The sequence below is a fragment of the Lacticaseibacillus hulanensis genome, assembly GCF_004010095.1.
In the GTDB taxonomy this organism is placed as follows: domain Bacteria; phylum Bacillota; class Bacilli; order Lactobacillales; family Lactobacillaceae; genus Lacticaseibacillus; species Lacticaseibacillus hulanensis.
On the sequence record NZ_RRYD01000032.1, the window covers coordinates 1 to 13,756 of the forward strand.

General features: G+C 54.4%; 13 protein-coding genes and 1 tRNA gene. 4 read left to right on the forward strand and 10 right to left on the reverse strand.

Annotation, left to right across the window (positions count from 1 at the left end; all coding sequences use genetic code 11):
• Positions 1 to 173 precede the first annotated feature (173 nt).
• The 5 genes from EKN00_RS08690 to EKN00_RS08710 form a co-directional block, all read right to left on the reverse strand.
• Positions 174 to 1,190, reverse strand: a complete 1,017-nt coding sequence (locus EKN00_RS08690) for a hypothetical protein (protein ID WP_127849743.1) — start codon at positions 1,188 to 1,190, stop codon at positions 174 to 176.
• Positions 1,190 to 1,561, reverse strand: a complete 372-nt coding sequence (locus tag EKN00_RS08695; RefSeq protein WP_127849744.1) for a hypothetical protein — start codon at positions 1,559 to 1,561, stop codon at positions 1,190 to 1,192. The genes EKN00_RS08690 and EKN00_RS08695 overlap by 1 nt, the downstream gene beginning before the upstream one ends.
• A 232-nt stretch (positions 1,562 to 1,793) precedes the next feature.
• Positions 1,794 to 3,428 carry a peptide ABC transporter substrate-binding protein gene (locus tag EKN00_RS08700; RefSeq protein WP_127849745.1) on the reverse strand — a complete coding sequence of 545 codons (1,635 nt, stop codon included), beginning with the start codon at positions 3,426 to 3,428 and terminating at the stop codon, positions 1,794 to 1,796.
• A 341-nt stretch (positions 3,429 to 3,769) separates the two neighbouring features.
• Positions 3,770 to 4,783: a tryptophan--tRNA ligase gene (gene trpS / locus EKN00_RS08705; protein ID WP_127849746.1), complete on the reverse strand. Its 1,014-nt coding sequence runs from the start codon at positions 4,781 to 4,783 to the stop codon at positions 3,770 to 3,772.
• A 231-nt stretch (positions 4,784 to 5,014) separates the two neighbouring features.
• Positions 5,015 to 5,611: a PepSY domain-containing protein gene (locus EKN00_RS08710; protein ID WP_127849747.1), complete on the reverse strand. Its 597-nt coding sequence runs from the start codon at positions 5,609 to 5,611 to the stop codon at positions 5,015 to 5,017.
• A gap of 294 nt (positions 5,612 to 5,905) precedes the next feature.
• On the opposite strand from EKN00_RS08710, the gene helD reads away from it, so the two are divergent.
• Genes helD through EKN00_RS08720 form a run of 3 tightly spaced genes read left to right on the forward strand, consistent with a single transcriptional unit; the run spans position 5,906 to position 9,037 of the window.
• A complete protein-coding gene (helD, locus tag EKN00_RS08715) occupies positions 5,906 to 8,209 on the forward strand; it encodes an RNA polymerase recycling motor HelD (protein WP_127849748.1) in 2,304 nt (767 codons plus the stop codon).
• Positions 8,202 to 8,324 (forward strand): hypothetical protein, encoded by a 123-nt coding sequence (locus tag EKN00_RS11100; protein WP_277749634.1) that lies wholly within the window; start codon positions 8,202 to 8,204, stop codon positions 8,322 to 8,324. The genes helD and EKN00_RS11100 overlap by 8 nt, the downstream gene beginning before the upstream one ends.
• A 20-nt stretch (positions 8,325 to 8,344) precedes the next feature.
• Positions 8,345 to 9,037 carry a CPBP family intramembrane glutamic endopeptidase gene (locus EKN00_RS08720; protein ID WP_127849749.1) on the forward strand — a complete coding sequence of 231 codons (693 nt, stop codon included), beginning with the start codon at positions 8,345 to 8,347 and terminating at the stop codon, positions 9,035 to 9,037.
• Between the two features lie 59 nt (positions 9,038 to 9,096).
• Here the strand turns inward: EKN00_RS08720 and EKN00_RS08725 are convergent.
• From EKN00_RS08725 to EKN00_RS08745, 5 genes are all read right to left on the reverse strand, one after another.
• Positions 9,097 to 9,169, reverse strand: a tRNA-Thr gene (locus tag EKN00_RS08725).
• A gap of 74 nt (positions 9,170 to 9,243) precedes the next feature.
• A complete protein-coding gene (locus EKN00_RS08730) occupies positions 9,244 to 10,143 on the reverse strand; it encodes a hypothetical protein (protein WP_127849750.1) in 900 nt (299 codons plus the stop codon).
• The gene (locus EKN00_RS08735; protein WP_127849751.1) at positions 10,143 to 10,997 is read right to left on the reverse strand and encodes an XRE family transcriptional regulator; all 855 of its coding nucleotides are present in this window, start codon (positions 10,995 to 10,997) and stop codon (positions 10,143 to 10,145) included. The genes EKN00_RS08730 and EKN00_RS08735 overlap by 1 nt, the downstream gene beginning before the upstream one ends.
• A 541-nt stretch (positions 10,998 to 11,538) precedes the next feature.
• Positions 11,539 to 12,189: an HD domain-containing protein gene (locus EKN00_RS08740; protein ID WP_127849752.1), complete on the reverse strand. Its 651-nt coding sequence runs from the start codon at positions 12,187 to 12,189 to the stop codon at positions 11,539 to 11,541.
• Positions 12,190 to 12,198: 9 nt separating this feature from the next.
• On the reverse strand, positions 12,199 to 13,104 hold the full coding sequence (locus EKN00_RS08745) for an aldo/keto reductase (protein ID WP_127849753.1): 906 nt from the start codon (positions 13,102 to 13,104) through the stop codon (positions 12,199 to 12,201).
• A gap of 183 nt (positions 13,105 to 13,287) precedes the next feature.
• Between EKN00_RS08745 and EKN00_RS08750 the strand changes: the two genes are divergently transcribed.
• Positions 13,288 to 13,701, forward strand: coding sequence for a MarR family winged helix-turn-helix transcriptional regulator (locus EKN00_RS08750; RefSeq protein ID WP_127849754.1), 414 nt, complete (start codon positions 13,288 to 13,290; stop codon positions 13,699 to 13,701).
• Positions 13,702 to 13,756 lie beyond the last annotated feature (55 nt).

The window sequence follows — 13,756 nt, forward strand, 5'->3', positions numbered from 1 at the left end:
ACCCGAAGAACGGTGAGGCGGGGCTCAATTTTTAGGTTGAAGACCCCGCTTTTGGGGCTTCAACCGGCCGCACGGAACGCGCACCGGTCCCGTCCAGGCGCGGCCCCTATACCACTGCGTAACTACGACCACCGAAAGGGATTACGCTGCCGGACAGCGACAGTGTGTGCATCCTACTTTGTCTGTTCGACATCGACAATGTTGTAGCTGGTCAACCAGTCGTTTTCTGGTCCGGCAACCTTAAATCGGTAATGCCCGCCTACACGGATCTTCTTTTGGACGCTATCAGTATTCCACTTAAGCAAAAAGGGATTGCCAGAATTTTCCACCGTGACGCTTGGTCCGTTATCTTGGTCAATCGTAATCTCAATGCTTCGTCGGTACCGACCCTTGTTGAGGTTAATCTCGGTCACCGTGCCCGTCAGCGTGTGGCGGCCAATCGCTTCGAACCCGAAGAATCCGCAAACGAGAATGAGCACGAGCACACCCCGTACGACTTGATTGCGCCAGCCGCCACCCCGGTGAAATATCGCACGCGTGAACCAGCGCGGTGACTGCTTGTCTTGCCGCGGGCGGGCCGCATTGGACTTCCCGGCACCAAAAATTCCGGCGTGCTTGCGTTCTGGCCGATACTCATCGGGAACGTACTCCGGTGTTGCCGCCAATTTCGTTGCATTTTCCTCCGTCTTAGCAGTAGCACCTTCAAGTTGCGGCACTGCAGAACTGGCTGCATTCGCCATCCCGTACAACCGGTTTTGCAGAAGGTGCTCGGCGTTTTCCAGCAAATACTGCAATCTTTGCGGCTGCTCATCGCGCACATAGTACACTTCCGGGTTGCCCCCGGTTACAAAACTAATCGTGTACTTACCGTCAGCGTGCTTCATCTGCACATTTTGTAGTTCGCCGCGGTTCAGCACGCGCTTCCCGGAGTTGGGTGTGTCGCCCAATTTGCCGGGAACGATGCGCTTTAACACCAACCCGTCGAAAGAGGCTGCCATTACGTAGTCCTCATCATACAGGCCCGCATCGTCACCGCGTTCACCTAGCGTAGACCTGAGTGCATCAAGCCGTGACGTTGACGCACGCTGCACCAGCAGATAGTTCTGCGCCGGCACCAGCCCCCACTGCCGCACCACATCCTGAACCTGGGCTTCGACCTCAACGGCCATCCCAATTCCGCCACCAATCATCACTTCACCTCATGGAGGCTGGAGATATTGTGTTCAAACTTGCCAAAGGTCTCAAAACGATATTTGTGCCCAACGCGTGCTCGTTTTTGCAAAGTTGCCGCGTTTCTTTTCAGGCGCAGGATGGTGTTATCGTTGGTCAGCTTAATCTTCTTTCCGGACTGCAGGCGCACGATAATGTCCCGATCTGTCCGCCCACGGAAACCTTCGCTGGATTCATGCTTAATGACCGTTCCCACATACTCGTTGTGGCCAAGCACGAGCCCACCATTTCCAATCACGAGCGCAAGGACAAGAAACACTAGCCAAGCCTTCTTGTACACTGGCGTCGGTTTGACATCAATTTTGCGCAAATTATTTTGCATTATTCCCATTAGCGGCTCCTCCAAAGGTGTTCTTAGCGTTATTCTACGCTGTTAACCAAACACAAGAAAGCCCTAACACTAGTTATTTATTGATGCATGCGAAATAATGGCCAAATACCCGCATAATGACGTCAGAACTGCCTGTCATCAGACCCTTGAACGCAAAAACACCGCGCAATTGAACTGCGCGGTGCTGTTGCTGGTCGTGTATCTTAGCATCAACAAATACTCGCTGACGCCGTTACTTCTGGTTAGTTACGCCAACAAAGTCAATCAGGTTATTTGGCCCGTACTCCATGTGCTTGATTGTCTTGCTGGTGAGGTGCGCCTCGCCCGCCTGGTAAAGCGGAATGACCCCCATATCCCGAATCAGGATGTGGCTGGCCTGGCTCAAGTCGTTCCAGCGCATCGTTGGGTTAGTCACGTGGGTCGTGTTCGAGGCCTTGATGAGCGCATCGTACTGCTTGTTGCTCCACTGACCGTCGTTGTTGTCGTTGCCCGTGGTGAACAGATCCAGGTAGTTAATGGCGTCAGGGAAATCCGCACCCCATGTTGCCAGGACCACGTCAAAATTGTGCGCGCGGCAAAGAGCAAGCCTGGTGTTGGCTGGGACCGACTTAACGTGCACGGTTACCTGTGGAAAGGCCTTGGTCCAGGCACCCTGCAGGTACTGTGCGGAATTCTTCCCGGCGTCCAAATCATCTGCGGTCAGCGTGAAGCTGAACTTATCAATGCCGGCTTCCTGCAGTCCCGCCTTCATGAGCTTGCGCGCCTTCGCGAGGTCGTAGTCGGTGTAACTGGCAACAGCCTTCCCTGTCTCAGTGGCGAAGTCCTTGCCGGTCACGCTGCTGGTGAACAAACCACTTGGTACAACGGTTTGAATCTTGCTTGAACCATCACCAAGCACCCGCTTCAGGTATGACTTGCGGTTAATGGCGAGTGACAGTGCCTGACGCACCTTCTGATTCTTCAGTGCTGGCACGCGGCCTTGGTTCATTTCGATAAAGTATGAACGCTGCAGCTTAACTGGTTTGTAATCAGGGTCATTGACCATCTGGGTGGCAGTATCCCCGGTAATCACGGCGTCATCGAGCTTGCCGCCTTGGTATAGGTTAACCGCCGTCGATGCGTCCTTAACGACTTGTACCTTAATCTTGTTCACGTGCACGTTCTTGGCATTCCAGTAATCTGGGTTCTTCACTTCCGTCCAGTTACCATCTTCGTTGCTCCACTTACCCAACTTGTATGGGCCGTTGAAGGTGAGTGTACTGGACTTCGTGCCGAACTTCTTGCCGGACTTATCAACCACGGACTTTTCGAGTGGTGAAAAGACGTTGAGCGTCACGAGGGACTCGAAGTAAGGAATCACGTGGTCCAGGTGCACTTGGAACGTGGTCTTATTGATCGCCTTAACGCCCAGTTTGGCCGCTGGCATCTTGCCCGCCATGATTGCGTCCGCGTTCTGGATGCCCGTGTAAACGTAGGCGTATTCAGACTTAGTTGCAGGATCAACGGCGCGCTTCCACGCGTACACGAAATCCTGTGCGGTCACCTGCTTGCCGTCACTCCACTTGGCGTTCTTGCGCAGGTGGAAGGTGTAGGTTTTCTGGTCCGCAGAAATCGACGCCTTCTGTGCGGCCATGTCCGGCTGCAGCTTGTTGCCGTGGAACCGGTAAAGCCCAGAGACCGTGTCCGTGAGCGTCTGCATCGCAACGTTATCCGCCGCGTGGGCTGGGTCCATCGACGAAATGACGTCGCGCGCCATCCGCCGCACGGTTTGACCGTCATTCCCGGCTGTTTGCTTGCTGTTACCGCAAGCTGCAAGCAGTGCGGTTGCTGCGACAAGCGCAACCCCCATTACGTATTTCTTCTTCATCCTGAAAATCACTCCTCAATGATTTTGAATTAATACCAAGCATATACCATTCACGGCGTAAGCGCCATCACGTAAAGTGCACGTTACCGTGAATTTAAGGGGTAATCAGGCGCAAATCCGCATTGACAAGCGCTCGATAAGATAACAAAATCAGCGCGGCAGTAACGTTTGATTCGATTTTTTCGCGGCCGCTTCGCCTTTTTCTCCCCGCATCTTTTGCTGAATCTTAAACTAGATTCACTACTCGCGGTGCAACTGTGACCGCATAATCAGCCCTAGTCAGCAAAAAGTGCAAAAAAAGATTGCCCATATTGGACAATCTTTTCCGATAATTCTTCAATTTAGAAGTAATTAACCCCGATAGCGGCGCGGACCTCGGCCAGCGTCTGTTCAGCCACTGCGTTCGCCTTGGCTGAGCCATCCTTAAGCATCTGGGCAACTGCACCCATGTCCTTAGCGTATTCAAGACGGCGGTTGCGGATTGGTTCAAGGATTGCCTCCATGACGTCAACCAGGTATCGCTTAATCTTCACGTCGCCAAGACCACCAGCCCGGTACTGTTCCTTCAGCTCGGCAATCTTTTCCTTGTCCGTCCCGAACATGTCGAGGTACGTGAACACGACGTTCCCCTCGACCTGACCGGGGTCTTCCACGTGGATGTGGTTCGGGTCGGTGTACATGCTCATGATCTTCTGACGCACGACGTCAGGATCATCGGCCAAGTAAATCCCGTTGTTAAGTGACTTACTCATCTTGGCGTTCCCGTCAATTCCGGGCAACCGGCCGCTACCCTTAGGCGGGAAGTAGCCCTCTGGTTCAACGAGCACATCCACGTTGTAGGTCCGGTTGAACGTCCGCACGATTTCGCGGGTCTGCTCCAGCATAGGTTCTTGGTCATCCCCAACGGGCACGGTATCCGCCTTAAACGCGGTAATGTCCGCTGCCTGGCTAACTGGGTAAATCAGAAAACCGGCGGGCACGGATTCGCCGAACGCCTTTTGCGCAATTTCGGTTTTCACGGTTGGGTTCCGGTTCAAGCGGTTCACGGAAACCAAGTCCAGGTAGTACATCGTCAGTTCGGACAGCGCCGGAATCTGCGACTGCACCAGAATTGTCGACTTGCTTGGGTCAATCCCCACGGCCAAATAGTCGAGCGCAACTTCCAGCAGGGAGTTGCGAATCTTTTCTGGGTTGCGCGCGTTGTCGGTCAATGCCTGCAAGTCCGCAATCATGATGTAAGATTCATAATCACCAGAGTTCTGCAGTTCAACCCGGTTTTTCAGGGAACCAATGTAGTGCCCAATGTGCAGGCGACCGGTTGGACGGTCACCTGTCAGGATGATTTTTTTAGCCATGTCTAGTTGCTCCTTAATTTTCACTCATTTATCATTATAGCACGCGTTTGCACCGGCCTTGACCAATAATTACGACAGCGGCGCCGGCCGTGCACTCTGCCAGTCCTTGCATTAAGTTCTTTCCATAAAAAATGAACCTAACAGCAAGACATTGCCCCGCCGTTAGATTCATTATTAGTTTGCAGATTTCACGCACGTGCGTCCGACGCAACTACGCTTCCCCGCAAGAATTTAGTCGTCCTGTTCGGTGTTCACAACCGCGCCGGAGTACGCATCAATGGTGACTTCGGTACTCTGGTGGCCCTGCTGAACCTTAACTTCCCAGGTGGTGCTGCCATCATCCTTGCTGAGGTCCCACTGGGAGGCTGTCCCCTTCGCTTGCTTTTCCGCAATCTTGGTTACGTCATCAATGTTCTTCAAGCCAGTCTTTTTAATTCCGTCCTCGCGCTTTTGCACGCCATTTGCCTCGTCAGCGTCCAGCTTCTCCTGGTGTTCGCGCACCGTCTTCCCGGTTTGCGCGTCCAGAACTAATTCGTATTCCTGGTCATTGCTGGTGCCTTCAATCTTGTATTCATAACCGGACATGCCCTTATCCAGTTCAACGTTCGTCACCGCCGCATCCGCATGCTTATCGGTGAACGTCTGCCACGCCTGATCAAAGGTAACCTTGACGTCCACTTTGGCGGAGCTTGTGGTAGTGCTGCTGGAACTGGTCTTGCTAGTTTTGACCGCACTACTTGATGAATCGTTGTCGCTTGATTGCTTCTGACCGCAACCAGCTAGGCCCAGTGCAAGAACCAATGGTAAAACCCAAGTAAGTTTCTTCATTGTACTTTCCTCCTGTGTCCGCGAATGAAATTATGTCTTCTATAATTATACCAGAATAACCACCCAAGCCGCGATGTATCCATAACACTTGTATCAGACTGTGCGTCAACCAAGATTTTCCGCAGCTCGGCCATTTCGTCTTGGCCATTTTTGTGCAATTTACCGTCAAATATTTCCACTAAACTGCAATGTTCCCGCCAGGCCCGCAAATACTTGCATTGCGGGCCCGAGTGGCATAAAATTGTAAAACTAATTCGCAAAGACAGGGTCAATTAATTGGCATGGAGGTAGAAGATGGATAACAGCAGTCGTGAATTCGAACAACAGCGCGTCGATTCCGTCATCCGCCGCATCAAGCTCCGGCGCAGCGAAGTGGACCGCCTTATCGACGACGCCCACAAGGAAACGCAGCGCATTGAACGCAGTTACGGTGATTCCACCAAGGTCAACATCACCGAAATCGATGACCGGATGGAAACCAACGCCGCGGTGCAGCAACAAAAGCAAATGGTCGCCCGCGCCGTGGAAAACGAACAGATCTTAACCCGTGAGCGCACCACCCTGTACCGCCTGGAACCCAGCCCGTATTTCGGCCGAATTGACATCACCGATGACGATGGCGACGACACGCTCTACATTGGTACCGGAACGCTGCAAAACGATCAAGGGGACTTTTTGATTTACGACTGGCGCGCGCCCGTTGCCGGAATTTATTACAACGGGGTTCTCGGCCAGGTCAGCTACGACACACCATCCGGCCCCCGCAGCGCCGAATTAAAACGCAAGCGACAGTTTCGCATCGAGGATGGGCAGATTGTGCACATGTTCGACACCAGTGAGACCGTTGGCGACGCAATGCTCCAGGCCGTCTTGGGCGACCAGAGCAGCGAACACATGCAAAACATCGTCAGCACCATCCAGCGAGAACAAAACGCCATCATCCGCGACACGGACAGCGACCTGCTCATCGTCCAGGGGGCGGCGGGCTCTGGGAAAACCAGTGCGGTCCTGCAACGCATCGCCTACCTGCTCTACCACAGCCGCAGCGTGCTGAACTCAGACCAGATGATTCTGTTTTCACCCAACCGGCTGTACGCCAACTACATTGCTGAAGTGCTGCCCAGCCTGGGCGAAAAGAACATGATTCAGACCACGCTGAACGAATTTCTCAGCAAGCGGCTATCCGGCCTGCAAGTGGCCAGTCTGTTTGAGCGCTTCGAACGCGATGAGCAGCAGTTGCCCGCAGCAGCCGCCACGATTCGCCGCTTCAAAGAAAGCGCGGAATTCATGCAGCTGGCCGCTAAGTACGCGAAGACTCACCACCAGTTGCATTTCATCGCCATTGAACTGGAAGGTAGTGTTTTCTTCAGCGTCAACACCATGATGCGGATTTACAGCCAGCTACCGGCAGCGATGACCACGGCCGATAAGTTGGCCGCCCTGCGCAAGAAGCTGATGCAACGACTCAACACGCGCATTCGCCTGGAAACGCACCAGGACTGGGTGGACGACGTGCTTGCCGGCCTCAGCAGCGAGCAGGTACGCCATTACCTGAGCGGAAAGGTCTACGAGGAAAGCAGCGAAGAACTTGCCGCAGTGGCCCGCGCGGTCGTGGCGGAGAAGTTCGCGCCGGTCTACACCGCCCTTTACGACGACTACTTCATCGACTACTACGCCGAGTACCTCGACTTTCTAACCAATTGCCCGCAGAGCGTCGTTGCGCCAAACGTGTGGGCTGCGATGGTCGCCGGTGTGTCCGGTACCATTGAAGAGCACCGCCTAGACCTCGACGATGCGGCACCAATTATGTACATTCGTGACCTGCTGAGTGGCGGCGGGCAAAATCACGCGATTAAGGCCGTGTTCGTCGACGAGATGCAGGATTACTCACCAGCGCTCATGTGCTACGTCCACCACGCGTTCCCGAACGCCAACATGACGCTTCTGGGCGATTACGCGCAGGATGTCTTCACCACGAGCTACCGCAACGGTGATGCCACCGTCATTGATGAGTTCGAGGCGGCCATCCCGCACAAAAAATCCCGTGTCATCAGCCTGAACCGTGCTTACCGGAGCAGCGCACCCATCACCCGCTTTGCCGCTAGTTTGATTCCGGACGGAGACCAAATCATTCCCTTCGCCCGTGATGGCCAGCTGCCGACGCTCTTCACCGTGCCCCGAGCGGACTACACCCAAACCCTGGTCAAGGTTGCACGCGACTTAGCACAAACGAACAAGACGGTCGCGATTCTGACCCGCACCGCGCGGCAGGCGGAAGGGGTCACCAGTCAGCTCCAAAAACACCACGTCAAGGCCCGCTTGCTGACGGCCGCCGATCACGACTTGGGCCACGGAATACTGGTGCTGCCCGTTTACCTAGCTAAGGGCCTGGAATTCGACGCGGTTATTGCCGCCGATGTCAGCGCCGCGGCTTTCGGACAGGACAATTCCGGCGACATTCTGTACACGCTCGCCACCCGCGCCCTGCACACACTGGTGCTGATTGCCCGCGATGAACCAGCACCGGCCATCACTGCCGCGCTGGATGGCGGACTAATCCAGAACGCCGTGCAAACGGGAGGGTTAGTGCATGATTAGTTTATCGATGCTCGAAACGGTCTACACGGTCGCGGCTGTGCTCATGGGCATTGCCCTTGTCACCTTATTTGTCTGCGCAATCGTCATCGTCATCATCAACGTGCGTCGGCACTAATTGCGAAAGGAGTCACCGGTTTGCCCCAAACCTCACTAACTAAACAGACCTTGACGAGAATGGCGATTGCCATCTGCGCCCTGCTCGCTTACCAAATTGCCGAAATGCTGTTCATGTTGCCCATTAGGGGTCACTTCAGCAACCCCACCGTCAGCAGCCTGATTCTCATGCTCATCGGCTTTACGGTGCTGATATGGTGGCTCCGTCGCACCTACTTGCGCTTCACAAAAAACGCAACGCCGCCGGACCACCACGGCTGGTACTGGCAGGGCCCAGATTTTAAGCGGCTGATGCGCGGGCTGGTAATTGGCCTAGTGCTTCTTGCAGCCGTGCAGGTGCTATCGAGCATTCTGGTCGCGCACCAAGTAATCCAGCAGTCCACCAACGAGGTCGCGCTGGACCGCCTGATAAGCCGCGCGCAGCTGACCATGACCGTCTTCACCGTCGTTGCCGCGCCGCTAACCGAGGAGCTGATTTTTCGCGGTCTCCTCATGAACCTCACCCCGCTGCCGCGCACTAAAGCGGTCCAGGCCTTCAATATTTTCATGAGCGCCGGCTGCTTTGCAATTGTTCATGGGCCAACTACGCTCATCGACGTTTTCATCTACGCCGGCATGGGCGCGGCGCTGGCCCTGACGTACGCAATCACCCGGGATTTGAAATGCTCAATTGCACTCCACATTTTAAACAACCTGCTCGCCGCACTGATTTGATTTTGTGAATGCGGGCACAAAAAAACACCCAGCATTCGCTGGGTGTTTTCATATCAAGATGCCGCCTACTGGATTCGAACCAGCGACCTCATCCTTACCATGGATGCGCTCTACCTACTGAGCTAAGGCGGCATTCGTCAACGGCTTTATTAATTTCAACCGCTCAAATAATATACAACGAATCCGCCCTAGTTGGCAAGCCCTTTTCACACTTTTTGTGGCATTTTGCGCAAATCTGTCCCAGTTGCGACACTAATTGCTTCTAAACGTGCCACGATTTGGGGTGCGCCGATAAATTTCGCACTATGATACAACTCATGCAGTAGTTTGGCCCCAGACCGGTGATCCGCTCCGGGACACAGTAGTAGCTGCTCAGCTTCCAGTGCCCTGAGGTGAAATTCTGCACAAATATCGCCCGACCGCACCGGCAGTTGCCGCGTGACCGTCAGCACTTTGTCCAACCACTCAAAATCGCGGGCTTCCATGAACAAATCCGCGACGCTGAGCAGCGCCACCAGCTGCATTCGCTGCCGGGTGTAATTCATGCGGTGTTCCTCCCGGTTAAAGCGGTGTAACCTGGGCCAAAGCTGCGGAATGTCCTGCCACAGCAAAACCCCCGTGCACAGCGTCCGGCGCAGCAGAATGAATTCGTACGACGTCCAGTCGTCCACCCGCATTAAATAGCTCAACACCAGCTTGCGTTCCTGCTCCTGCACCTTAATGTCACCAGATGACGCGAGCATCGCCGCCCGCATCCGCCACTCCACATTCTTCGTCATTGCGTACAGGATGCGACAACGCAGCGCAAACCCAGCAATTTGTTCGTCTGCATCCCGCGTCACCCCGAGCACGCCAACATATTGCAGGAATTCATCGAACGAATCAGGAAACGTCCCCGTACTGGTGATGAGAAACTCATGCATCGTCACGGGTACTTCCTGAAGCAAGCTAATGACACTCGACAGGCTCAAATCCGAGCGTTTATTTTCAAAGCGCGACACTGTCTGCACGGCAACACCCGCGCCCATCAATTCCCGCTGATGAAGCCCCGAATTCACCCGCGTTAAGTGGAACATCAACCCAAAATCACCAATTGTTTCAACCATTACTTCACCCCCAATTCCGGCCACACTAGTTTTGTGTGTGCCAAATACCGCCGTACTTCGCTGTGATCATCAAGCACTCTAAGTGTGGCAATCACGTCTGCGCGCTTCTTGTCTGCTTCCTGCGTCAACCCTTGAGCAAGGTCAGCCTCCGCCTCAAGTGCGAGTAACGTGAGCCGCTCGTACAAATCAGACGGCGACAAATGTTGGCCCATCAGCTGCATCAGGTCCTTGGCTTTGTTCGAATTATGCATGTACACCTCGGCCTCGGCCAGCGCCCACATCGCGGAAAATGAGGTCCCCGGGCGCAGGTAGAGCACGTCATCCCACCAAGATTGCCGGTCAAGCGTCGCAATTGCGTGTCGCCGCACGCTGGCAGGAAGCGCAATTGCTGTGTGTGTGATAATCAGATTTACGAACACACCGTAATGCTGACTGCGATTAACGATGTTGGTTAGCGCAAATTTTTCCACCCGGGTCAGTTCATTGCGTCGCTGCAACGGCGAGAGCAGGATTACCCGGTTGACTGCGCGAACAACGCGCTCCACCCTTTCCGGAAACAATACGTGGCTTAGCATGCGCGCATCGCCGGTTCGCTGAGCGTAATCAAGCGCGAACGCCCACCAGTCGAGCCAGTTACTACTGCGCAGGCTGCGGACCGCCAGCAATTCTTCCATACTGACATGAATATTCTCGAGCAGGCGGCCTAGGCGAACGAAGCCAATTCGCGTATTCCCCCGCTCAAACTGGGACAAAAACTGAATCGAGGCCGCCTTGTTGTCACTTGCCTCGCGCATACTGAACCCTTTACTAACCCGAAAGTCGCGGTAGATTGGTCCGAATTCAGATTCAAGCATCACTTATGCACCTCCTTACCTGACGTAATCCCTCCCGTGGGTTTTTATCTATGTAAATAGTATATGTGGCTATACCAATACTAGTGAGGCAACAATTGAAAAGTATTTTTACGAATTTACCTAATCGATACATTCGCGAAACAAAATATAAAAAGGGGTACCCACAGATTTTGCTGGTGGGTACCTCTTTGAGGGAAATGTTCGGGTTATGGACGATGAGATTCGGCGCTCGGCTTTGGCTGCGTGCCGCTGAAGGGAACATGATGGCTAATGCGGAAAGGAGGCGGCGGGATGGTTGGGGTGCGTCGGCCTGATTTTTCCGCTTACCACGAGTCTGAACTAGCCGAGCAAAGAACGCTCGGCTAGTTCAAACTCACGGTAATGCTCAAAAGCTACCAGGTGGCTGCACTCTGTGTTCTTAGTCGAGCTCCGCGGGGCAGAAGGTTCCGGTTACCCACGAATTGAGTCTGATGGGCAAAACCCGCCATCAAACTCAATTCGCCGGTAATCCTCACCTTCTATGCGCCCCCCTCCGCTCTGTTTACCTGTTTCCCTCCACCTCCGCCTCGAACTCATCTAGGAAGTCGCGGAGGACGCGGGTACGGGCCCGACCGATTTCGCGGGCGGCTGGGGTGTTTAACGTTCCCGCAATGCCGAGCAATTTTTCGTGGAAGTGCTGAATCGTTCCACCTGCATTCTTGTGGTACTCAGCGCTGGACAAGTTGCTCCGGGCACCCTGACCGTCATCTAGTGGTCGTCCCTTTGCCCCGCCATACGCAAAAGCACGCGCAATACCAATTGCCCCAATCGCGTCCAGCCGGTCGGCGTCCTGCACCAGCTGGCCGTTCACATCAAGGTGGACATCGTGATCCAGACCGTAACTGAATGACATTTGGTCGATGATGGCTAGGATTTCATCAATCTGGGCTTGTGTGTACATGAGCTCCTGCAACTTCGCCTGCGTCAGCCCCCGCGCTGCCACCTTGTCCGCCACGAGCTTTTCGTCGTAGGTGTCGTGCAGTGTCGCCGCCGTCAGCACAATTAGTGCATCCGCACCCGCCGTCTTGCTCAGTAACAACCGCGCATTCGCCAGCACCCGGTCGATGTGGTCCATGCCATGACCGCTGCCGTCACCATTTAAAATCGAACTCGCGTATGCGTATGCCTGTTCCAATTGTGCTTTGCTGTCCATATTAATCACCTATTCATCGTAATTCACGGGAGAATCTGGCCACTTCTGCGTCGCCATCCCGAAGTCTGTGTCCGTGCCGTACCAACCAAATGCCGGATACCACAGGGACCGCTCATTTTTATCGAGCCCACGAATTGCCGCCATCTCAGCATCCGTCAATTCAAAGTCCCAGATGTCTGCGTTCTCCACCAGCCGGTTTTCGTGCACGGTCTTCGGAATTGTAATCACGTTGCTCTGCACGTCAAAGCGCAAAATCACCTGGGCCGCCGTTTTACCGTGTGCCTGCGCAATCGCGCCGATTGTCGGGTCGCTCATTGCGCTGCCGTGGCCAAGTGGCGACCAGCCCTCAAGCTGAATGCCGTGCTCGCGCGCGAAATCCTGCATTTCCCGTTCCTGCATCTGGGGGTTGAATTCCACCTGATTAATAGCTGGTACAATTTTGCCCTGACGCAGCAGAACCTGCAGGCGGTGGACGTCAAAGTTCGAGACCCCAATCGCCCGCACCTTACCCGCCGCGTACAAATCCTCAAGGGCACGCCAGGTCTCAACGTACATCCCGTCAACCGGCCAGTGAATTAGGTACAGATCCAGGTAATCCAGCTGCAAACGCGCCAGGGTGCCGTCAAACTTGGCAATCGTCTGTGCGTAACCGTGGTCCTGGTTAGCCACCTTCGACGTGACAAACAGGTCGCTGCGTTTGATTAGCCCATCCGCCAGTGCCCGGGCAATGCCGCGGCCAACGCCGGTTTCGTTACCGTACTGCTTAGCCGTATCCACCATCTTGTAGCCGTGCTTCAGCGCCGCATACACAGCGTTCTCGGCCGACGCGTTATCCGCTTGCCAAACCCCGAGCCCGAAAATCGGCATCTGCACACCGTTGTTCAAGGTCAAACGACTATTTAAATTTGTTGCCATAATCATCCACTTCTTTCACATAACAAGATAAGCATAACCCCTGCAATCAAGCTGGTCGAGGGGCAAACGCACTCTTTTGCTGGGCCAATTGCCCCAAAGTAGGGCAGCGCCCGCACAGCCATGCTACACTTATATTAACGAGTAAGTTGCCCGCCGCAATTACTAAAAGTGAGGTGCTTTTTTATGAAAAAATCTGTTATTCGCGCAATGGCCAGTGCCGATGAGTTTGCCCGGCACATTCACACCAACCCGAACACGCCGCTCAACGCAATGCAGCTCGATATTTTGTTCACCGTCACGAATACACCCGAGGCGATGCGGCCAAGTGAACTGGCAACCAAGCTGAACGTCAATCGCCCCATCATCACCAAGAATGCGGCGGTGCTAATTGATCTGGGCTATTTAACCAAGGTGCCCGAAGATGATGACGGCCGCGCCTTCACCTTCGCGCTCACCCGCTCCGGCGAGTCACTCACCTCGGGACTACTCGGCAAGCAGTACTACGGCAACATCGACAAGCTGCTCGCCATACTGGGCAAGAAGAAGCTGAACAAGCTGACCCGCCTGCTTGATGAGGCCAACGCCGCATTGCATTGAACACTCAACGCTAGGAACACAAAAAGAGGGTAAGACTTTCGGTCTTACCCTCTTT

Excerpts from the sequence above, each read along its gene's own strand:
- EKN00_RS08750 (WP_127849754.1), top strand. The coding sequence starts at position 13,288 with ATGAAAAAATCTGTTATTCGCGCAATGGCCAGTGCCGATGAGTTTGCC.
- EKN00_RS08695 (WP_127849744.1), bottom strand. The coding sequence starts at position 1,561 with ATGGGAATAATGCAAAATAATTTGCGCAAAATTGATGTCAAACCGACG.
- EKN00_RS08690 (WP_127849743.1), bottom strand. The coding sequence starts at position 1,190 with ATGATTGGTGGCGGAATTGGGATGGCCGTTGAGGTCGAAGCCCAGGTT.
- EKN00_RS11100 (WP_277749634.1), top strand. The coding sequence starts at position 8,202 with ATGATTAGTTTATCGATGCTCGAAACGGTCTACACGGTCGCGGCTGTG.
- EKN00_RS08710 (WP_127849747.1), bottom strand. The coding sequence starts at position 5,611 with ATGAAGAAACTTACTTGGGTTTTACCATTGGTTCTTGCACTGGGCCTA.
- EKN00_RS08730 (WP_127849750.1), bottom strand. The coding sequence starts at position 10,143 with ATGGTTGAAACAATTGGTGATTTTGGGTTGATGTTCCACTTAACGCGG.
- EKN00_RS08700 (WP_127849745.1), bottom strand. The coding sequence starts at position 3,428 with ATGAAGAAGAAATACGTAATGGGGGTTGCGCTTGTCGCAGCAACCGCA.
- EKN00_RS08740 (WP_127849752.1), bottom strand. The coding sequence starts at position 12,189 with ATGGACAGCAAAGCACAATTGGAACAGGCATACGCATACGCGAGTTCG.
- helD (WP_127849748.1), top strand. The coding sequence starts at position 5,906 with ATGGATAACAGCAGTCGTGAATTCGAACAACAGCGCGTCGATTCCGTC.
- EKN00_RS08745 (WP_127849753.1), bottom strand. The coding sequence starts at position 13,104 with ATGGCAACAAATTTAAATAGTCGTTTGACCTTGAACAACGGTGTGCAG.
- EKN00_RS08735 (WP_127849751.1), bottom strand. The coding sequence starts at position 10,997 with ATGCTTGAATCTGAATTCGGACCAATCTACCGCGACTTTCGGGTTAGT.
- trpS (WP_127849746.1), bottom strand. The coding sequence starts at position 4,783 with ATGGCTAAAAAAATCATCCTGACAGGTGACCGTCCAACCGGTCGCCTG.